At 68.5% G+C, this 19,677-nt stretch carries 20 protein-coding genes and 2 tRNA genes; 17 read left to right on the top strand and 5 right to left on the bottom strand.

Going from position 1 to position 19,677, the window contains the following annotated elements; all coding sequences use genetic code 11:
- Positions 1-483: 483 nt before the first annotated feature.
- The gene (locus tag PKE78_RS00870; RefSeq protein ID WP_271198953.1) at positions 484-1,527 is read left to right on the top strand and encodes a phytanoyl-CoA dioxygenase family protein; all 1,044 of its coding nucleotides are present in this window, start codon (positions 484-486) and stop codon (positions 1,525-1,527) included.
- 273 nt (positions 1,528-1,800) lie between these two features.
- On the opposite strand, the gene PKE78_RS00865 is transcribed toward PKE78_RS00870, so the two are convergent.
- Positions 1,801-2,220: a VOC family protein gene (locus PKE78_RS00865; protein WP_271198952.1), complete on the bottom strand. Its 420-nt coding sequence runs from the start codon at positions 2,218-2,220 to the stop codon at positions 1,801-1,803.
- Between the two features lie 36 nt (positions 2,221-2,256).
- On the opposite strand from PKE78_RS00865, the gene PKE78_RS00860 reads away from it, so the two are divergent.
- The 7 genes from PKE78_RS00860 to PKE78_RS00830 all read left to right on the top strand — a co-directional run bounded on the left by PKE78_RS00860 (position 2,257) and on the right by PKE78_RS00830 (position 5,311).
- Positions 2,257-3,060, top strand: a complete 804-nt coding sequence (locus tag PKE78_RS00860; protein WP_271198951.1) for an SIR2 family NAD-dependent protein deacylase — start codon at positions 2,257-2,259, stop codon at positions 3,058-3,060.
- A gap of 97 nt (positions 3,061-3,157) precedes the next feature.
- Positions 3,158-3,751, top strand: coding sequence for a cold-shock protein (locus tag PKE78_RS00855; RefSeq protein WP_271198950.1), 594 nt, complete (start codon positions 3,158-3,160; stop codon positions 3,749-3,751).
- A gap of 45 nt (positions 3,752-3,796) precedes the next feature.
- Entirely contained in the window at positions 3,797-4,270 is a 474-nt protein-coding gene (locus PKE78_RS00850) for a DUF192 domain-containing protein (protein WP_271198948.1), read from the top strand.
- On the top strand, positions 4,267-4,674 hold the full coding sequence (locus tag PKE78_RS00845; protein WP_271198946.1) for a DUF2177 family protein: 408 nt from the start codon (positions 4,267-4,269) through the stop codon (positions 4,672-4,674). The genes PKE78_RS00850 and PKE78_RS00845 overlap by 4 nt, the downstream gene beginning before the upstream one ends.
- Before the next feature lie 129 nt (positions 4,675-4,803).
- Positions 4,804-4,880 (top strand) — tRNA-Pro (locus PKE78_RS00840).
- Between the two features lie 27 nt (positions 4,881-4,907).
- A complete protein-coding gene (locus tag PKE78_RS00835; protein WP_271198945.1) occupies positions 4,908-5,213 on the top strand; it encodes an ETC complex I subunit in 306 nt (101 codons plus the stop codon).
- A gap of 21 nt (positions 5,214-5,234) precedes the next feature.
- A tRNA-Arg gene (locus PKE78_RS00830) sits at positions 5,235-5,311 on the top strand.
- A 217-nt stretch (positions 5,312-5,528) separates the two neighbouring features.
- On the opposite strand, the gene rpsD is transcribed toward PKE78_RS00830, so the two are convergent.
- The gene (gene rpsD, locus PKE78_RS00825; protein ID WP_271198944.1) at positions 5,529-6,146 is read right to left on the bottom strand and encodes a 30S ribosomal protein S4; all 618 of its coding nucleotides are present in this window, start codon (positions 6,144-6,146) and stop codon (positions 5,529-5,531) included.
- Between the two features lie 215 nt (positions 6,147-6,361).
- Between rpsD and PKE78_RS00820 the strand changes: the two genes are divergently transcribed.
- The 6 genes from PKE78_RS00820 (at position 6,362) to PKE78_RS00795 (ending at position 12,475) form a co-directional block, all read left to right on the top strand.
- Entirely contained in the window at positions 6,362-6,940 is a 579-nt protein-coding gene (locus PKE78_RS00820) for a Uma2 family endonuclease (protein WP_271198943.1), read from the top strand.
- 139 nt (positions 6,941-7,079) lie between these two features.
- A complete protein-coding gene (dnaG, locus tag PKE78_RS00815) occupies positions 7,080-8,990 on the top strand; it encodes a DNA primase (protein WP_271198942.1) in 1,911 nt (636 codons plus the stop codon).
- A 201-nt stretch (positions 8,991-9,191) separates the two neighbouring features.
- Positions 9,192-11,180, top strand: a complete 1,989-nt coding sequence (gene rpoD / locus PKE78_RS00810) for an RNA polymerase sigma factor RpoD (protein WP_271198941.1) — start codon at positions 9,192-9,194, stop codon at positions 11,178-11,180.
- 20 nt (positions 11,181-11,200) lie between these two features.
- Positions 11,201-11,479 (top strand): hypothetical protein, encoded by a 279-nt coding sequence (locus PKE78_RS00805; protein ID WP_271198940.1) that lies wholly within the window; start codon positions 11,201-11,203, stop codon positions 11,477-11,479.
- Positions 11,476-11,760, top strand: coding sequence for a type II toxin-antitoxin system RelE/ParE family toxin (locus PKE78_RS00800; RefSeq protein ID WP_271198939.1), 285 nt, complete (start codon positions 11,476-11,478; stop codon positions 11,758-11,760). Before PKE78_RS00805 ends, PKE78_RS00800 begins: the two co-directional genes overlap by 4 nt.
- 106 nt (positions 11,761-11,866) lie before the next feature.
- Positions 11,867-12,475: a YceI family protein gene (locus tag PKE78_RS00795; protein WP_271198938.1), complete on the top strand. Its 609-nt coding sequence runs from the start codon at positions 11,867-11,869 to the stop codon at positions 12,473-12,475.
- Between the two features lie 48 nt (positions 12,476-12,523).
- Here the strand turns inward: PKE78_RS00795 and PKE78_RS00790 are convergent, their stop codons facing one another.
- On the bottom strand, positions 12,524-13,867 hold the full coding sequence (locus PKE78_RS00790; RefSeq protein ID WP_271198937.1) for a methyl-accepting chemotaxis protein: 1,344 nt from the start codon (positions 13,865-13,867) through the stop codon (positions 12,524-12,526).
- A 101-nt stretch (positions 13,868-13,968) separates the two neighbouring features.
- Positions 13,969-14,691 (bottom strand): SIMPL domain-containing protein, encoded by a 723-nt coding sequence (locus PKE78_RS00785; RefSeq protein WP_271198936.1) that lies wholly within the window; start codon positions 14,689-14,691, stop codon positions 13,969-13,971.
- Between the two features lie 217 nt (positions 14,692-14,908).
- Between PKE78_RS00785 and PKE78_RS00780 the strand changes: the two genes are divergently transcribed.
- A complete protein-coding gene (locus PKE78_RS00780) occupies positions 14,909-15,412 on the top strand; it encodes a YciE/YciF ferroxidase family protein (protein ID WP_271198935.1) in 504 nt (167 codons plus the stop codon).
- A 79-nt stretch (positions 15,413-15,491) separates the two neighbouring features.
- Here the strand turns inward: PKE78_RS00780 and PKE78_RS00775 are convergent, their stop codons facing one another.
- Entirely contained in the window at positions 15,492-16,064 is a 573-nt protein-coding gene (locus PKE78_RS00775; protein ID WP_271198934.1) for a DUF6481 family protein, read from the bottom strand.
- A 289-nt stretch (positions 16,065-16,353) separates the two neighbouring features.
- Between PKE78_RS00775 and PKE78_RS00770 the strand changes: the two genes are divergently transcribed.
- A complete protein-coding gene (locus PKE78_RS00770; RefSeq protein WP_271198933.1) occupies positions 16,354-17,547 on the top strand; it encodes a glycosyltransferase in 1,194 nt (397 codons plus the stop codon).
- Positions 17,544-19,610, top strand: a complete 2,067-nt coding sequence (locus PKE78_RS00765) for a hypothetical protein (RefSeq protein WP_271198932.1) — start codon at positions 17,544-17,546, stop codon at positions 19,608-19,610. Before PKE78_RS00770 ends, PKE78_RS00765 begins: the two co-directional genes overlap by 4 nt.
- Positions 19,611-19,677 lie beyond the last annotated feature (67 nt).

The raw sequence follows: 19,677 nt of genomic DNA, 5'->3' as shown, positions 1-19,677 counted from the left end.
GACAACGAAGAGATTAACTGATTATTTACTAATTGATAGGTCCTCGGCGATCGGTCGACAACGTGGATCTTTTGTCGTCGTCGGCGCACGTGCTTCCCGCCTCGCTCCGAGAATCGATGCTTAAGTGTGTCATTCCGGGATTGAACTATAAGAGACGTTCAAGTTCTCGAGAGCCACTAGATCATCAGGGCCGGTCCCGAGCGTGCGGGCGCGACTGGAGGCAGCTATGGCCGCTTTCGTCCGCTTTCGTTTGGGGACGTGAGACCTCGGATGACGAAAAGCGGCGACTGCGCATCGCCATTACATCGCTGTGCAAGCACACATTTGACACTCTTGGCCGGCATACTTCGCACCCCGCCGGCGCAGCGCGCCGGGGCGCGTCGCCTCGCCGCATGGCGCCGGTCTCGAAGCGACCCTCGGGCCCGCCTTGCGCAGCGAGGCCGAACCGGGTTTGTTCGCGCGGACGTGACGAGGAGACGGCGCATGGCGGCGAAGGGATTGAGATGGCTGCTGGCGCCGTTGTGGGCGGCGCAGATCTTCTCCGGCGCCAAATCGTTCACGGACAACGGCGTCCTCGGCAGCGAGCGGCTGAACCGGCGCGGGCTGCACGCCTGGCGCGTCGCGCTGGCGCAGCGCATGGCCGACGCCCGCCGCCGCAAGCTCGAACATCTCGTGCCGGAGGAGGACCGCGCCGCGTTCTTCCGCGACGGCTTCGTGCTCAAGCGCGACTTCCTGCCGCCGGAGCTGTTCCGCTCCGTCGTCGCGGAGCTCGATAGCTTCACGGCGCCTGCGCGCGAGATGAAGCAGGGCGACGCCGTCACGCGCCGGATCGCGCTCGATCCCGATGCGCTGAAAGCGCTGCCGGCCTGCGCCGCCATGGTCCGGCTGCCGGCGTTTCAAAACCTGATGCGCTACATCGCGAGTTTCGACGCGGAGCCGATCATCTATGTGCAGACGGTGTTCGCGCAGGTGGATTCGTCCAAAACCGATCCGCAGACCGCGCTGCACGCCGACTGCTTCCATCCGAGCCTGAAGGCGTGGCTGTTCCTGCACGACGTGGAGGAGGACGCCGGGCCGTTCGTGTACGTGCCGGGCTCGCAGCGGCAGACCCCGCGCCGTCTCGCCTGGGAAAAGCGCATGAGCGTGCTAGCGTCGTCGCTCGACCGCCTATCGGCGCGCGGCTCGTTCCGCGTGCGGCCGGGCGATCTAAAGCGCATGCGCCTGCCGGAGCCCAAGAAATTCGCGGTTCCCGCGAACACGCTGGTCGCCGCCGATACCAGCGGTTTCCACGCGCGCGGCGCGAGCGCGCGGCCCTCGGTCCGCGTCGAGATCTGGGCCTATTCCCGCCGCAACCCTTTCCTGCCCTGGGTCGGCCTCGATCCCTGGTCGCTGGCGCCGCTCCGCGGCCGGCAGGCGCCGATCTTCTGGCGCCTGCTGGACGGGCTCGAAAAGCTCGGTCTCGGCCGCAGCCCATGGCGCAAGGCGGGGCGTATCACCGCGGCGAGCCCGGTGCGCAAAGCGCATTGATAACGTGGCCGTGAGCGGGCCTCGCCACGGTCACGCTTGCTTTCCGCCCCGTCTCCGCCGTAATTTCCCAAGGCTGACGCTTCGGCGTCGAAAAACAGCTCAGGGCTTCGTAACGTTTCGCGAGGCCCGGAAAATCGCCACTGTCGAGGCGCCGGGGAGCGGGGGCTACCGCGGCGCAGTCCAGCGGCGATAAGGCGAGGCCCGCGACCGGATCCTGATCCGCGATCCGCCGCGGGCCTCACCGCTTTTCCCTGCCGCGCCACGGCGGCTCCGTCACCAGGCTCCGGTGTTCGGCATCGACGCCCAAGGCTCCGCCTTCGGCTTGGCCGCGCCCTTCTGCAGCAATTCGATCGAGATGTTGTCCGGTGAGCGGACGAAAGCCATGCGCCCGTCGCGCGGCGGCCGGTTGATGGTGACGCCCGCCTTCTGGAGCCGCTCGCACAGTGCATAGATGTCGTCGACCTCGTAGGCGAGGTGACCGAAGTTGCGGCCTTCCCCGTAGGCCTCGGGATCCCAGTTGTAGGTGAGCTCGACCTGGGCGTCGGGCTGGCCGGGCGGCGCGAGGAAGACGAGGGTGTAGCGTCCCTGTTCGTTCTCCGCGCGCCGCACCTCCTCAAGGCCGAGCTTGCCGCAATAGAAGTCGAGCGAGGCGTCGATGTCGGTCACGCGGACCATGGTGTGCAGATATCGCATGGGCGTTCTCCAGCCGTTCGGTTCCGCGGGGTAGCTATGGACCGGAACGACATCCTCAAGGCCGAAGAGCTGCGCGCGCTGATCGCGACCTCGCGTCAGGCGGTCGCTTTCACCGGCGCGGGCCTGTCGACCGCCTCCGGCATCCCCGACTTCCGGTCGCCCGGCGGGCTCTGGTCGCGCAACCGGCCGATCGCCTTCGACGCCTTCGTCGGCTCGGCCGAGATGCGTCGCGAGGCCTGGCGCCGCAAGTTCGTGATGGACGACGCCACACGCGGCGCGGAGCCGAACGCCGCCCACCGGGCGATCGCGCGCCTCGTGGCCGACGGCGTGATCGCGCTGGTCGTCACGCAGAACATAGACGATCTGCACCGCCGATCCGGCATTCCCGAGGACCGGCTGGTCGAGCTTCACGGCAACGGGACCTACGCCACATGTCTGTCGTGCGGCTTGCGGCACGAGCTCGACGACATTCGCCGGACCTTCGAGGCGACGGGCGATCCGCCGCCGTGCCGGACCTGCGGCGGGCTGCTGAAGAGCGCGACCGTATCGTTCGGCCAGGCGATGCCGCAAGCGGCGATGCGCGCCGCCGAACGGGCCGCGGCGGAGGCGGACCTGTTTCTCGCATTCGGCTCGTCGCTCGTGGTCTATCCGGCCGCCGGCCTCCCGCTGGTCGCCAAGCGCGCAGGCGCGACGCTGGCGATCGCCAATCGCGAGCCGACCGACCTCGATCCGTGGGCCGATCTGGTCTTGCGCTGCGATCTGGTTGATCTGCTCCAGCCGTTCGATCCCGAGGTTTCGACCGCCTCCGCCTCAGCTTTGCGCGAGGATCGCCTTGATTGAGCCATTTTCTGCTTTCCCCGGCCGAACCTGATGCTATCGTGTCCGCTGTCGAGTCGAGGCTTCGGCGGCGTTCCGGGTGTTTGGGCGGGCGGTTCGTATGAGTGCTGACAGGCCGCGGGGCGTCGCCCCGGACGATCACGAGGGGCCGGGCGTTCTGGCGGACGAAGCGCCGCTCGACCTTTTCGAGGTGTCCGGCGTCATCAAGTGGTTCGACGTCGCCAAGGGGTACGGCTTCATCGTGCCGGACGGCGGCGGCGCGGACATCCTGCTTCACGTCACCTGCATGCGCCGCGACGGGTTCAACACCGCGAATGAGGGCGCGCGCATCGTCTGCGAGGCGCAGCGCCGGCCGAAGGGCGCCCAGGCCTTCCGCGTGCTGTCGATCGACGACAGCACCGCACGCCACCCCGGCGAGATGCCGCCGGCGCGGACGCACGTGAACGTGACCCCGACGAGCGGGCTCGAGGCGGTCGAGGTCAAGTGGTTCAACCGGCTGCGCGGGTTCGGCTTCCTGACCCGCGGTGACGGTTCTCCGGACATCTTCGTCCACATGGAGACGCTGCGCCGCTACGGCATCATGGAGTTGAAGCCCGGCCAGACGGTCTATGTCCGCTATGGCCCCGGGCCCAAAGGCCTGATGGCGGCCGAAGTGCGCGCCGACGAGGTCGGAGGCGGTCCCGCCTCCCATTGATTCCGGCCCATTGACGTCCGGGGGGCGCCGCCCGACAACCGGACCATGCCGCTCCCGATCCGCGTTTTCCGCGCCGTCGCCCTCATCGCTGCGCTTTTCGTCGTGGCGGCGGGCGGGACCGTCCGCGCGGCGGCTGAACGGCTGACCTTCGAGACCGCGAGCGGCTCGCACGCCTTCACCGTCGAGGTGGCCGCGACCCCCGAGCAGCGCCAGACCGGGCTGATGTACCGGCGCTCCCTCGCGCCCGAGCACGGCATGCTGTTCGACTTCGGCAAGGTCGAGCCGGTCGCGATGTGGATGAAGAACACCTACGTCTCGCTCGATATGGTGTTCGTGCGCGCCGACGGGGCGGTGCAGCGGATCGCGAAGGGCACGGAGCCGCTGTCGCTCGAGGTGATCGAATCCGGGGGGCCGGTGCGTTTCGTGGTCGAGATCGCAGCCGGCGAGGCCGACCGCATCGGGTTGAAGCCGGGCGACCGGGCGATTCACCCGGTCATTCAACAGAGGGCCTCCCGATGAAGACCTGGATCGTCGCCTATGTCGCGACTGCGGTTGTGTTTTTCGCGCTCGATCTGCTGTGGCTCGGGGTGATCGCGCGCGATTTCTACCGCGACCAACTCGGTCCGCTGATGCTGGAGCGGCCCAACCTCGCCGCCGCGGGCGCCTTCTACGCGATGTATGTGGTCGGCGTCGTCATCTTCGCGGTCCTGCCGTCGCTCGGCGGGACCTGGGCGGGCGCGTTCCTCTGGGGCGCGCTGTTCGGCGCCTTCTGCTACGCGACCTACGACCTGACGAACTTCGCGACCCTGAAGGGCTGGCCGGTGGCGATGACCTTCGTCGACATCGCCTGGGGGACGTTCCTGACGGGCGTCTCCGCGACCGTCGGCGTCCTCGTCACACGCTCCGTCGTCGGAGCGCCCTGACCCGGGCCGGCTGGAGGCGGATCGAGAACCCGTCTGAGACGGGGAGGCGGGACGGCATGCTTTTCCATGCTTCGTACCGGTTGCCGGGGCGCGCATGAAAAGGCTAAAAGCCCTGTGAATGGCAGTGTTCGGGGCGTAGCTCAGCCTGGTAGAGCGCCTGCTTTGGGAGCAGGGGGTCGCATGTTCGAATCGTGTCGCCCCGACCAGCGCCTTCACATCTTGGGGACCAGCGCATGACCGCACGCATCTTCAAGCCTGCGCGCAACGCCATGCAGTCCGGCGCGGCCAGAACCCGGCGCTGGGTGCTTGAGCATGAGCCCGCCGAGGCGCGCCGCGTCGAGCCGCTGATGGGCTGGACGTCCTCTGGCGACACCCGCCAGCAGGTTCGGCTGTATTTCGCGACGCGGGAGGAGGCGGTGGCCTACGCCGAGCGCGAGGGGCTCGCCTATCGCGTGCAGGAGCCGAAGCCCGCGACGCCCCGGACGGCCGCCTATTCCGACAACTTCCGGGCCGGCCTGCCCGAGCCCTGGACGCACTGACGACGCCCGCGCGCCGCGTCAGGCCCCGTAGCTCAGCTGGATAGAGCACCGGCCTTCTAAGCCGATGGTCGCAGGTTCAAATCCTGCCGGGGTCGCCAGCGCATTCCCGAACGCGGTCGTCATGCCCGCGCTTTCGCGCGCAGCGTCCGCAATTTCCAAACTGAGTTCGAGGCATTGCTCGGGAATGGCCGGGCATGACGGGCGCTCGGTGAGCCGACGCGCTGCAGCTGCGGCCTGACGGCGCACTGGTCCCTCAACGAAAAAGGCCGCCCCAAAGGGCGGCCTTTTGTAATTCCGTGGGTCCGGAGGACCTGATCAGCGCGAGTAGTACTCGACGACCAGGTTCGGCTCCATGTGGACCGGGTAGGGCACCTCGGTCAGGGACGGCACGCGCACGTAGCTCGCCGTCATCTTGTTGTGGTCGACCTCGAGGTAGTCCGGCACGTCGCGCTCGCCGGAGGCCGCGGCCTCGATCACAATGGCGAGCTGCTTGGAGCTCTCCTTAACCTCGATCACGTCGCCGACCTTCACGAGGTAGCTCGGAATGTTGACGCGGCGGCCGTTCACCTTGACGTGGCCGTGGTTCACGAACTGGCGCGCGGCGAACACGGTCGGCACGAACTTGGCGCGGTAGACGACCGCGTCGAGGCGGCGCTCCAGCAGGCCGATCAGGTTGGCCGAGGTGTCGCCCTTGAGGCGGGTCGCCTCCGCGTAGACGCGGCGGAACTGCTTCTCGGAGATCGAGCCGTAATAGCCCTTGAGCTTCTGCTTGGCGCGGAGCTGCACGCCGAAGTCGGACAGCTTGCCCTTGCGGCGCTGGCCGTGCTGGCCCGGGCCGTAGTCGCGGCGGTTGACTGGGCTCTTCGGGCGGCCCCAGATGTTCTCGCCGAGACGGCGGTCGATCTTGTACTTAGAAGCGTGTCGCTTCGACATCGCGTCCTCCTTGGACTGAGTTGAGGAACGCGCCCTCCTGCTTCCCCGGTGCGGGGACGACAGGTCCGGTCGTCGCGAGTACGCCGGACCACGGGTGCGCAAAACGCCGACGCGGAGCCTCATCGGCCCCGCGCGACGTCGCGGCTCTGTAGAGAAAGACCGCCTGCGTGTCAACGAACTCGCCGGGGACGCCGCCTTGCGGTAGCATGATATCCATGAACGCGCCCGTCCGAAGCCTCGCCGAAGGCCTGCCGCGTCGCCGCTTCACGGTGGCCGACGTCGTGCGCATGGTGGAGGTCGGGCTGATCGATCCCGACGAGCGGCTGGAGATTCTCGACGGGGAGATCGTGCCGATGTCGCCCAAGGGGAACCGGCACGAGGGGATCAAGGTCGCGCTCAACATGGCGTGGGCACGCGCCTGCCCCGAGAGCCACACCGTCGCGCCCGAAACCGGCCTCTATCTCTCCGACCGGACCTATCTCGAGCCGGATTTCGTCGTGTTCCCGCGATCGGTGCGCAAAGCGGACCTGAAGGGCCCCGACGTATTGCTCGCGGTCGAGGTGTCGGATTTCTCGCTCGACTACGATCTAAACCGAAAGCCGCTGATTTACGCCGCGTTCGGCGTGGCGGAGCTCTGGGTGATCGACGCCGCGCGACGCGAGATCCACCGCTTCGCGGAGCCCGGGCCGGACGGCTACGGCCGGCGCTGCCGCTCCGCGGCGACCGAGCGGCTGCTTCCGGAACGCGCGCCGGAGGCTTTCGCGCTGAGGCTGGACGACCTGCCCGAGGTGTGAGAGCCGGACCGCCGCCTCGTCGGAAAACACGGCCTGCGCCTTGTGAATAGCGGGCGCCACGGCGGCGCGCGTTCCGGGCTATTATATAAAGGTCGATCGTTCCGGCCGGACCCGTCGCCCATCTGAGTCGCCCGCCCCCATGCGCTTCACGCCCGCTTTTCTCGACGAGCTTCGCGACCGGGTGCCGGTGTCGGAGATCGTCGGCCAGCGCGTGAAGCTGAAGCGGCAGGGTCGGGAGTACGCCGGGCTCTCGCCGTTCAACGCCGAGAAGACGCCGTCCTTCTTCGTCAACGATCAGAAGGGCTTCTACCACTGCTTCTCGTCGGGCCGGCACGGCGACGTGTTCAAGTTTCTGATGGAGACCGACGGGGTCTCGTTCCCCGAAGCGGTGGAGCGGGTCGCGGAGCTCGCGGGCGTGCCGCTGCCGAAGGAAAGCCCGGAGGAGGCGCGGCGGGCCGAGACGCGGGCCGGCCTCGTCGAGATCATGGAGATGGCCGCGCTGTTCTTCGAGGCGCAGCTTCAGGATCGCGGCGGCGCGGCGGCGCGCGGCTACCTCGCCGGCCGGGCGCTGTCGCCTCAGCTTCAGGCGGCGTTCCGCATGGGCTACGCGCCGAACGACCGTTTCGCGCTGCGCAACCATCTGCGCGCGAAGAACGTGCCCGTCGCCGACATGGTCGAGGCGGGGCTTCTCGTCTCCGGGCCGGACATCGCGGAGCCGTTCGACAGGTTCCGCGACCGCGTCATGTTCCCGATCCAGGACGCGCGCGGCAAGGTGATCGCGTTCGGCGGCCGCGCCATGAGCGCCGACGCGCCGGCGAAGTACCTGAACTCGCCCGAGACGCCGCTGTTTCACAAGGGCGCGACGCTCTTCAACCACCACCGCGCCCGTGCGGCCGCGCATCCCGCCGGAACGGTGATCGCGGTCGAAGGCTATGTGGACGTCATCGCGCTGTCGGGCGCGGGCATCGCCCACGTGGTCGCGACCAACGGCACGGCGTTCACGCCCGAGCAGCTCGAACTCACCTGGCGCATGGCCCCGGAGCCGATCCTGTGCTTCGACGGCGACAAGGCGGGGCGGCGCGCCGGCTTCCGGGCGATCGAGACTGCGCTTCCGCTGCTTCAGCCCGGCCGGTCGCTGCGCTTCGCCTTCCTGCCCGAGGGGCGGGACCCGGACGATCTCGTGCGGGCCGAGGGCCGCGCGGCGATGGAGGCGGTGCTGGCCCGCGCGAGCCCGATGATCGACGTGCTCTGGGCCAAAGAGCTCGAGGCCGGCCCGACCGACACGCCGGAGCGCGCGGCCGCCTTCGAGCATCGGCTGAGGGCGGCGCTCGCGGCGATCCGCGACGAGACGGTGAAGCGCCATTACCAGACGGCGATCCAGTCCCGGCTGCAGGCGTTCGGGCGGCCGGCGCAGACCTCGCGCCGCGGCCCGGCGGCGGCCCGTCGTCCGGGCGGCGGGGGCCGTTCGCGCGCCGGGGCCTCGCCCGAGCCGGTCCAGATCGCCGCCTCGGCGACGCTCCGGCAGAGCCCCCTTCTCGGCGCGGCTTCAGGCCGCCTTCCGGCCCGCGAGGTCGCGCTGCTGCTCGCGCCGATCAACCATCCGAGCCTGCTCGAAAGCCTCGCGGAGGCGTTCGCGGAGCTCGATCTGTCGACCCGCGACCTGGACCGGCTGCGGCGCGCGGCGCTCGACGCCTACGCCCATGGCGCGTCCGACCGCGACGAGATGCGGGAAGCGCTGCGGGCGGCGGACTGCGGGGCGCTGCTGGACCGGGCGGACGCGGCGTTGCTTTCGAGCAACTGGTGGGTCGGCGAGGGAGCCGATCCTGTTGACGCGGCGGTCGCTTGGCGCCATGCGGCTGCCTTGCACAACAAGGTGCGCGCGTTACATAAGGAGCTCCGCTCGGCGGAGCAGGACTTTGGTCGTGATTTCACGGACGACAACTTCCGTCGGATCGTGGAAATTCAGAGGCAACTGTCCGCGGCCGAGGGCTCCGAGGCTTCGATTGAGAATTTTGGCGGCGCGTCCGGCCGGTCGGTCAGGGCGATGTGACGCGATTTTCGAAGGCTGGGATGACAGCGGGGCGCGGCCCTTGATCCGCAAGGGCTCGCGTAGGGTTAACATGGACGTAAAGCGTCGCGGCTTTACCTACATGTCAGGTGATTCGCTGCGGTCGGCGGGTTGACGGCGTGGGCCGCGGCCCGAGATCGGTTGCGTTGCCGGCGGACGCGCCGGCGCGGAGACTGGAAAGATATGGCGACGAAATTGCAGGCGAAAGACGAAGCCGAGGCGAGCGCGCCGGAGACCGAAGCCGGTCCCCTGCTCGATCTCAGCGATCAGGCCGTGCGCCGCATGATCAAGGCGGCGAAGAAGCGCGGCTATGTGACCTATGACGAGCTGAACGAGGTCCTGCCCTCGGATCAGAACACGACCGACCAGATCGAAGACATCATGTCGATGCTCAACGACATGGGCATCAACGTGGTCGAGTCCGAGGACGCCGAGGACAAGACCGAGCGCGAAGAGGGCGCCGCCGCCGAGGACGACGAGGTCGAGGGCGGCGATCTGGTTGAAACCTCGCGGCCCGCGCCCGTCGCCGTGGTCCAGAAGGCCGAGCCGACCGATCGCACCGACGATCCCGTGCGCATGTATCTGCGCGAGATGGGTTCGGTCGAGCTGCTGTCGCGCGAGGGCGAGATCGCCATCGCCAAGCGCATCGAGGCCGGCCGCGAGGCGATGATCGCGGGGCTCTGCGAGAGCCCGCTGACCTTCCAGGCCATCATCATCTGGCGCGACGAACTGAACGAGGGGAAGATCCTGCTCCGCGAGGTCATCGACCTCGAGGCGACCTACGCCGGGCCGGACGCCAAGAACGGCGCCGCGGCGGGGGAGCAGGAGGCCGAAGAGGCCGAGGACGGCGAGTCCGAGACGCCGGCGCCCGAGGGCGATCTCGACGACGACGACATGGAGAACAACGTCTCGCTCTCCGCCATGGAGGCCGAGCTCAAGCCGCGCGTGCTCGAGACGTTCGACGCCGTCGCCGACGACTACAAGAAGCTGCGTCGCCTGCAGGACCAGAACGTCGAGAACCGTCTCCAGAACAAGACGCTGTCGCCGGCTCAGGACCGCAAGTACAAGAAGCTGAAGGACGACATCGTCCTGAACGTGAAGTCGCTGTCGCTGAACCAGCACCGCATCGACGCGCTGGTCGAGCAGCTCTACGACATCAACAAGCGGCTCGTCGCGCTCGAGGGCCGGCTGATGCGGCTCGCCGAGAGCTTCGGCGTCGATCGCATGGACTTCCTGAAGCAGTACCAGGGCTACGAGCTCGACCCGAACTGGATCCGCCGCGTCGCCATGCTCGGCACGAAGGGCTGGAAGGGCTTCGTCGCGGCCGAGAAGGACCTCGTCAAGGACATCCGCGGCGACATCCACAATCTCGCGACCGAGACCGGCCTGGAGATCCAGGAGTTCCGCCGCATCGTCCAGATGGTGCAGAAGGGTGAGCGGGAGGCCCGTCAGGCCAAGAAGGAGATGGTCGAGGCGAACCTGCGCCTCGTGATCTCCATCGCCAAGAAGTACACCAACCGCGGCCTGCAGTTCCTGGACCTGATCCAGGAGGGCAACATCGGCCTCATGAAGGCGGTCGACAAGTTCGAGTACCGCCGCGGCTACAAGTTCTCGACCTACGCCACCTGGTGGATCCGGCAGGCGATCACCCGTTCGATCGCCGACCAGGCCCGCACCATCCGCATCCCGGTGCATATGATCGAGACGATCAACAAGATCGTCCGCACCTCGCGGCAGATGCTGCACGAGATCGGCCGCGAGCCGACCCCGGAGGAGCTGGCCGAGAAGCTGGCCATGCCGCTCGAGAAGGTCCGCAAGGTCCTCAAGATCGCCAAGGAGCCGATCTCGCTCGAAACGCCGATCGGCGACGAGGAGGATTCTCACCTCGGCGACTTCATCGAGGACAAGAACGCAATCCTGCCGATCGACGCCGCGATCCAGAGCAATCTGCGCGAGACGACGACGCGCGTGCTCGCCTCGCTCACGCCGCGCGAGGAGCGCGTGCTGCGCATGCGCTTCGGCATCGGCATGAACACCGACCACACCCTCGAAGAGGTCGGCCAGCAGTTCTCGGTGACGCGCGAGCGCATCCGCCAGATCGAGGCGAAGGCGCTCAGGAAGCTCAAGCACCCGAGCCGCTCGCGGAAGCTCCGGAGCTTCCTCGACAACTGAGGTTGCGCTAGGCTGAGACCATGGAAGGCCGCAGGCGCACGATCGAGGTGGACGAGGACGTGGCCGTCGCGCTGGAGAAGCGCGCGGCCGAAGGGGCGATGTCGGTCAGCGATATGCTCGCCGCCGACTATCTGGCCCCCGACATCGACGTTTCACCCGAAGACCTCGCTGAGCTTGAAGAGCGAGCCCGCGAGTGGGAGCGGGATCGGCTGGGCTACGACGCCGATGACGTCGCCGACTGGCTGAGAGCCAGCGTTGCGGGACGTGACGCTCCGTTCCCGAAGCTTCGCAAATATTGAGGGTCGTCGTCTCGCGCGTCGCCCGCGCCGACATCGAACGCGTCGTCGGTTTTCTGCGACATGAAGACGACGTACTGGCGCTGCGGGCCGCGGAGCTGATCGCGGATGCGTTCGTTCGACTTCGAGAGCTGTCCGACCGAGGCGTGGTCGTAAATCGCCGCGGTGACCGCCGCCTAGCCATTCCGTTCGGCCGCGCCGCTTATCTGCTCGACTACCGGGTGGAGCGGGGGCAGGGGACCGTCACCATCCTTCGCGTCCGCCACAGCCGGCAGGCAAGGTGACGATCCCGCCTCTGGCGTCCGTGCAAACGAAGGCGTGAACCCTTGCGCCTTCATCTTGACGGGCGGATGGATCAGAACGGGGCCGACCTCACAAAGGAAGCCGCCCATGAAGCTCCTCTCATCCGCCCTGCTCGCCGCCGCGCTGGCGTTCGCCGCCGCGCCCACCTTCGCGCAGGAGGTCCCCGGCAAAGCCGACGTCGCGCGCGTGACGGCGGGGACCTACAAGGTCGATCCGAACCACACCCAGGTCGCCTGGTCCGTGGATCATTTCGGCTTCTCGACGCTGTTCGGCCTGTTCGGCCAGCCGACGGGTTCGCTCACGATCGACCCCAAGGAGCCCGCCAAGGCGACCGTCGAGGTGACGTTCCCGATCTCCGGCCTGTCGGTCACGTCCGACAAGTTCGCGTCGCATCTCGCGGGCGGCGATTTCTTCGACGCCGAGAAGTTTCCTTCGGCGAGGTTCAAGTCGCGCAGCGTGACGGTCTCGGGCGAAAAAGCCGTGATCGAGGGCGACCTGACCGTGCGCGGCGTGACGAAGCCGGTGCGGCTCGACGCGTCGTTCCACGGCGCGGGCGTCAATCCGATGAACAAGGCGGAGACGGTCGGCTTCTCCGCGACCACCAAGATCAAGCGCAGCGATTTCGGCCTCGGCGCCTATGTCCCGGCCGTGTCGGACGAGGTCACCGTGACGATCGTCGCCGCGTTCGAGAAGTAGGTCGGAAGCCGCGCGCGGACGCCGAAGCCGCGCGCGGCTTGCTGGGCTTCAGGAGGCGCGCGCTCCCGCGGCCTTGGCGATGGCGCCAAGCGCCGCGTCGCACTTCTGGAAGGCGTCGGTCGCCGCGTCCCAGTTCTGCGCGCGGATCGACGTCATCATGCGCTCGGCGTCGCGCCGCACGGCGTCGCGGAGACGACGGAGCTCGGCGAGCGAGCCGTCGTCCTTCGCTAGATCGAGACGGGCGCCGAAGCCCGTCGCGTCGACGGTCGCAGGCGCGAGGCCGACCAGGGTGGCGGCGAGCTGCCGGCGCAGCGTCGCGGCGTCGGCGGGGATGCGGATGATCTCGTAGTCCGGAATGCCCTTCGCCGCTGCGGCGTCGACGCTCGCGAGCGCGGCCGCCTCCGAGGCGACGAGGCGGTTCAGCGCCTCGTCGATCTCGCCGCGCGTCTTACGGGCCGTTTCGGCGATGCGGGTGACGTTCTCGGAGATCTCGTTGGTCGCGGCGCGTTGCTGACCAAGGACTTCGGCGAGGGCGTTCATGTGATTTGTGATGATCGCGACCCGGTCGCCGACCAGCTCCACCTTGCCGCCGGTAGCGCGGATGCGCGCGTCGCCGGCGGAGACCGCATCGGCGCTCTCGGTGGTCGCGAGCTTGATCGCCTCGGTCTCCTCCATCAGCGTCGCGATGCGGGCCCGGATCTGCTCGGTCGCCTTCGCGGTCTGGCCGGACAGCGACTTCACCTCGTTCGCGACCACGGCGAAGCCGCGGCCGGCTTCGCCCGCGCGCGCCGCCTCGATGGTGGCGTTCAGCGCCAGCAGGTTGGTCTGGCTGGAGATGGCTTCGATCGTGCCGGCCATCTCGGCGATCTGGCGCACGGCGTCCTCGAGCACGCTCATGCGCATGGCGATGCCAGCAACCCGATCGTGGATCGTCTCCATCGAGCCGGCGGCTTCGCGCATCTCGTCGACGCAGAGGCGGGTCTCGTCGCGCACGGCGAGCGCGTCGTCGGCGCCGGTCCGGCTGGTGGATGACAGCTCGGCGATGGAGCTTGCGAGCTCCTCGACCGCGCCGGCGATGGTGGAGGTGCTTTCGGCGACCTGGCGGATGTCGTGGGTGACCCAGCCGACGAAGCCGCCGCTGTCGGCGGCGTTTGCGGCGAAGCCGACGATGGCGTCGAGATCGCCGCGGCCCCGCCGCGTCAGCTCGGCGGCGAAGGCCTGCAGCGCGGCGCCCAGCTCGCCGTCCGGCCATTCCGACACCGGCGCGCCGCGCTTCATCGAATCGAGCGCGGACACGAGCGCCGAATGATCGATCACCCCGGCGGAGGCCGCCGGCGTGAGGTCGGGCGCAGGTTTCGCGGACGTGACGAACCGACCAAAACCGAACGACATCGAACAGGATCCTCGCGACTTGTCGTTGGGCGCTCGCCTCGCGGCCGCGCCATGCGCAAGAATGCTCCGGACCTCGTTAACGCGTCGTCACTCGGACGCCGTCAGCGCGCGATCGCCCACCGCACGCTGACCTCGGCGCGAAGCTCCTGCTCGCCACGAGCGATCGGGGTGCTGGGCGCGGCGTCCATCGCCTTGGCGCGCATGAACACGGGCGTCGGGGGGCTGGCTTCGGGCGACCGACGCTCTTCGACCGTGAGCGGCTCGCCCAGCGTCACCTGCAGCCCTTCCGCGTAGAGCTCCGCCTTGCGGCGGGCGTCCTTGACGGCGGCCCGGCGGGCCTCGTCGAGGCGCTTGTCGCGATCGCTGACGTCGAAGACAAGCCCCTCGATCTGGTTCGAGCCGGACTCCACCAGCGAATCGAGCAGCCCGCCGAGCGCGTCGAGATCGCGGGCGCGGATCGTCACGGTGTTGCGCACCTCGTAGCCCGACAGCTTCGGCGCGCGGTTCTCCCCGTAGTCGTACTGGGGCTGCACGGACACGCCGGACGTTCCGACGTCGCGGTCCTCGATCTTGGCGGCCTTCAGGGCTCCGATCACTTTCGTCATCGCGGCGGCGTTGGCCTTCAGGGCCGCCGCCGCCGTCGGGGCGCGGGTGACTACGCCGCTCGTCACGACGGCGAGATCGGGGGCGACGGAGACCGAGCCTTCGCCCGTCACGCTGATCGTCGCGGGCCGGGCGTGCGGGCCAGGCGCCGGTTCGGCGCGGGCGGCTCCGGCTGCGACGGCGGCTGCGACGGCGGCGGCGAAAAGGCTGGCGGCGCGCATGGCGAACTCCTGACCGCGGATCATGATCGGACGCGCGCGCCCGCGATTCACGCGCGTCTCATCCATGCCGTCGATTGCGGCGCCGCCGCGGCGCCAGGGCTGATGCAGTCCTCGTCGTCCGAAAGTTCGGAACGTCTCCGCGGCTGGCGTGTTGACACTGTGAGGTTCAGCCGCCTCGGCGGTCTGAGCTCATGGACAACAAAGAAGGAGGCGCGAGATGGGCCTGTTCTCGAAGGACATCAAAACCATGGACGACCTTTTCGTCCATCAGCTTCGCGACGTCTATTACGCCGAGCGGCAAATTCTGGCTTCGCTGCCGAAGATGATCGATAAGGCGACCAGCCCGACATTGAAGCAGGGGCTCGAAAGCCATCGTCTCGAAACCGAAACGCACGTCAAACGCCTGGAGCAGGTGTTCGAGATGCACGGCGCGGAGGCGAAGGCGATCAAGTGTCCGGCCATCAACGGCATCCTCGAAGAGGCCGATGACATCGTCGGCGACGTCGACGACAAGCAGGTGCTGGACGCGGCGATCGTCGCCGCCGCGCAGGCGGTCGAGCATTACGAGATCGCACGTTACGGCACCCTGATCGCCTGGGCGAAAGAGCTTGGCCGGGCGGACTGCGCCGCCGTGCTTGAACAGACTCTCCGCGAGGAGAAGGCGGCCGACGACAAGCTGAGCGCGGTCGCGCTTGGCGAGATCAACCGCAAGGCCGCCTGAGGCAGCAGATCACGTCTTAGAACGAAGAAAGCCCGCCGTGAGGCGGGCTTTCGCATGTTTCGGCCGTGACGCGTAGGCTCTACGCGCGGCGCGCGTTCTTGCGCGCGGGATAGCCGACGCCCCGCGCCATGTCCGCAAGCGCCCGGGCCGCCATGGCGGTGGACGAATTCCGGAAGCGCGCGGCTTCTTCCTCAGCCTTGACGGCGCGAATGCGCTCCTCTTCGGCCCGCTTCGCGGCTTCCTCGGCTGCGATGCGACGCTCTTCCTCAAGCACCTTCTGCCGCGCGGCCTCCTTGATGCGCTCGCGCTCGTTGCGGGCATCCAGGATCGCCTTGCGCTCGGCGGCGCGCTTGGCCGCCTCCGGATCGTCCGCCGCCGAACGGAACTTGGCTAGGAGCTGCTTCTTCGCCTCGAGGGAGCTGTTGCGGCGGGTCTCGAGGCTGTCGTCGTTCGGCATGTGGCGAAAGGACCTTCTGGATTGTTTGATGTGTGCAGGGAGATAGGCGCTGCGGACCGAAAGCACAATTGCAAAGCGCGATGGTGTGAACCGCGACAGGCGCGCAGCGGCCCGCTGTGGCGCGGCGGCCTCGCTTTTGAGGCGCCCGAACCCGCTGCGGCTCAGCCGGCGACGCCGCGCCGGCCGGACGGCCAAGTCGCGACAAAATTCTCTGGGCGGCTCGGCGCCAGGTTCACGCGTCCTCACGTCGCTTGCTCTACCTTTGCGACGCCGTGTATCAACAGGGAGTTCCGGCGCCGAAGGTGATCGGACGACATCCAGACCGGGTTTCGTCGCGCATCGGCTGTATCGATGTTTGTGGCTTACTTGCGCGATGATCGGATCTGCTGTCCGCAGCCCGCATCGGCGCAGTGGACAAAGATTTGGGAGACGGATCGGACGTGAGTAACTCGTCTTCGGCCGGAACCCGGGTTCGCGGGGGCGAATGAGAATCCTCCTCGCCAATTCGTTGTTCCCCGACCTCGGCATCGGCGGATCGGAACAGTCCACCTATTACCTCGCCCGCGGGCTGCAGCAGCTCGGGCACGAGGTCTGGGTCTTCAGCCAGAACGTCCACGACGAGACGATCGTGGAGGACAAGGACGGCGTCCACGTCATCCGCGTCCAGACCAAGCGCGGCAGCGAGCCCAACGTCTACGCCGAGCCGCACTATCAGCGGCTCGCCGCCACGACGCAGAAGGCCTATCCGCTCGACAAGCAGCTCGCCGAGACGCTTAAGCAGTTCCGTCCCGACGTGGTGAACACGGCGGTGATGGGCCGCGTCACCTCGCTGTGGAGCGTGATCAAGAAGAGCGGCGCCACCTGCGTCCACACGCTGCGCAGCTACACCGCGCTCTGCCACCGGCGGATGATCATCGAGCACCAGCCGTGCCTGCGGCAGTGCCGCGACTGCGCGGCGACCCGCGTCGCCGGCCGCGAGCGCTCGAACGTGGTCGACGGCGTCGTCGGCATCAGCTCGCACATCCTCAAGATCCACCTGCGCTCCGGCTGGTTCCGCGACACGCCCCAGCGCAACGTCATCGCCAACAGCTACGAGATGGCGGACGGCGGCGCGGCGTCGCAGGCCGGCTTCGCGAAGCCCTACGAGTTCGGCTACATCGGCCGCCTGCACCACACCAAGGGCGTGGAGCTGTTTCTCGAAGCGCTCGCGACGCTCAGGGCCGAGACCGGGCGTCCGCACCCCGCGCTTATCGCAGGCTCGGGCGAGCCGGGCTTCGAGTGGAAGCTGCGGAACCGCTACGAGGACGAACACACCCGCTTCGTCGGCTACGTGACGCCGGCCGAGTTCTTCGAGCAGACGCGGTACTGCGTCGTGCCGTCGATCTGGTTCGAGCCCTTCGGGCGCATCTTCATCGAGAGCCTGCATCACGGCGTCCCGGTGATCGGATCGAGCCGCGGCGGCGGCTCGGAGATCATCCGCGAGGGCCGGACAGGCTGGCTGTTCGACCCGACCGTTCCCTCGCTCACCGACGCGCTGCGACGCAGCAGCGAGGTCGACGCGGCCGGATACGCGGCTCTGCGCCGGGAGGCGCTTGCGAGCGCCGAGGACTACAGCGTGCTCGCCATCGCCCGGCAGTACGAACGGTTCTATCTCGCGGCGCGCGAGACCGCGCGATGACCGCGACCCTGATCATCCTGACGTCGCCGCTGCAGGCCGCCCACGCCGAGCAGTACCTCGCCCACGCGCGGATCGACCCCGACCATTGCTGGGTCGCTTTCGTGAAGAGCCGGCTCGAGTCCGATAACGACCGGACCCGCGCCATCCTCCGGCGCATCGGCTTCGAGCGCGTGCGCGAGTTCGAGCCGCTGGTGCGCGCTGGCATCCCGCCCTTCACGAAGGACGGCAAGGAGCACGCGCTCGCGATCCGCGAGTTCGCGGACTACGACAGCCGCCGGTCCTTCCGGGAGCGGGTGAACCAGTATTTCGCCGGGCTGGACGTCGCGTTCGACCGTGTCGTGCTCGGCGACTACCGTCCCGTGTCCTACCGGCAGTTCCTGGCGCATGTGGACCTGAACAAGGCCGAATGCGTGCTGCTGGACGACGGCTCGGTCTCGCAGGCCGTCATGGGATTTCGCGAGAACAAGAAGAACGCGAAGGAAGTGTTCCGCGCGTCTCCGTTCAAGGGGACGGCGCTTCGGGCGACCGACCCGCTGTCCTATCCCGATCCCTCCCAGCTCACCTATTTCACCATCTATCGCGGCCGCCTCGCCGACGGCGACACGATCGTCCCGAACGATCACTACGACCGCTTCCTGGAGGGCGGCGAGCCGGCGCTGCTGGACGAGCTGTGGATCGCCGGCTGCAGCCATGTCGAAAACGACATCACGAGCGAGGAGCGCTACCTCGAACTCTGCATCGCCGCGCGGAAGCTCGCGCCCGAACTGCGCTGCGTCTACCTGCCCCATCGTCGCGAGGACCCGGTCAAGGTCCGCAAGATGGGCTTCATCGTCGGCGCCCAGATCCGCCAGACCGACGGCATCGAATCCGCGATCGCCCGCGACAGGATCGCGCCCCGCATCCTGGTCTCGTTCGGCTCCACGGTGCTCGACACGGTGTCGCGCATGGTCGGCACGCTGACCTCCTGCGTGCTCGTCGCGCCGCCGCCGGCCTATTTCCTCGGGCCGCGGCGCGAGCACATCGAGGAGGTCGTCCGCGCCAACGTGCGGGACAACACGCATGTGGTCGGCCTGTTCGGCGACGACAGAGCCGCCGCCGGCCGCTGGAAGGCGGCCGCGATCGTCCAGCCGTCGGGCGAGCCAAAGGGAAGCGCGGCTCCCTCGGAGACCAGCGCGCTGTCGGGAGCCGCCGCCCAAAACCTCGAAAATCTCGAGGCGCAGCCGGAGCCCGACGGCGGCGTCCTGCTGCTCGAGTCCGGCGGCCACGGCCTGCACCGCTTCCAGATCGCCGACGTCGGCCTCGCCTCGGGCGAGCGGGCCTTGCGGGCCTTCCGCATCGCCGGCGAGGGCCGGTCGGACATCCGGCTGCGCATCGTTTCGGAGCTCGACCGCAACGTCTATGCGGAGTGCGATCTCAACCTCGACCTGTCGAACTCGGCCGAAGCGCTGAAGGACGGCGTGCGGGCGCTCGCGTCGGTGCGGGTCGACGAGCAGCGCCGCGCGGTCGTCACGGTCGTGTTCTCGGCCGAACGCGCCGGACGCTACCTGATCCAGATCATCCATCGGCCGAGCGCGACCGCGAAGTCGTCGTTCATGCTCGGCAACACGGACATCGGCGTCTCGCTGCCGCCGCAGGTCGAGCAGGTCGGGGAGACGGTCCGGCTCGACGGCGACGCCGTCCTGCAGGTCGCGGCCGGCGACGCCCTGGTCGGCGTCCTGCGCGTTACGGCCGGCGGCAAGCCGTTCGACGTGGCGCTCACCGCGGCCCCAAAGCCGGAGACGGCCGCGCCGTTCTCCCGCTCAGCCTCGTGGGCGCTGCTCAACCACGCCGCGGGCGGGCCGGAGGAGATTCTCTACCGCACGACGCCCGTGCTGGTGCGTCGCGAGCCGGAGCGCCTGGTGCTCAGCACCTGGGTCGACGCGATCGAGATTCCGCTTGGCGTGGCCGACGCCGAGGTCGCCGTCTCGGCGGTCGATCCCTATTCCGGCGAGCGTCGGATCGTCGAGGTCGCGCATGGCCCGCAGGTGGAGAACGCCGCGGCCTGCTACGCGGTAGCCTATTAAAAAAACGGGCGCGGGGGCCGAAGCCGCCGCGCCCTTTCCGATCAGGCGTCGATTGGGGTGAACTGCG

Origin of the sequence: Methylopila turkensis, from assembly GCF_027922325.1 — a bacterium.
Classification (GTDB): Bacteria; Pseudomonadota; Alphaproteobacteria; order Rhizobiales; family Methylopilaceae; genus Methylopila; species Methylopila turkensis.
The sequence above is the reverse complement of the archived record's forward strand: the minus strand, read 5'-3'. Positions and strand labels throughout refer to the sequence as shown.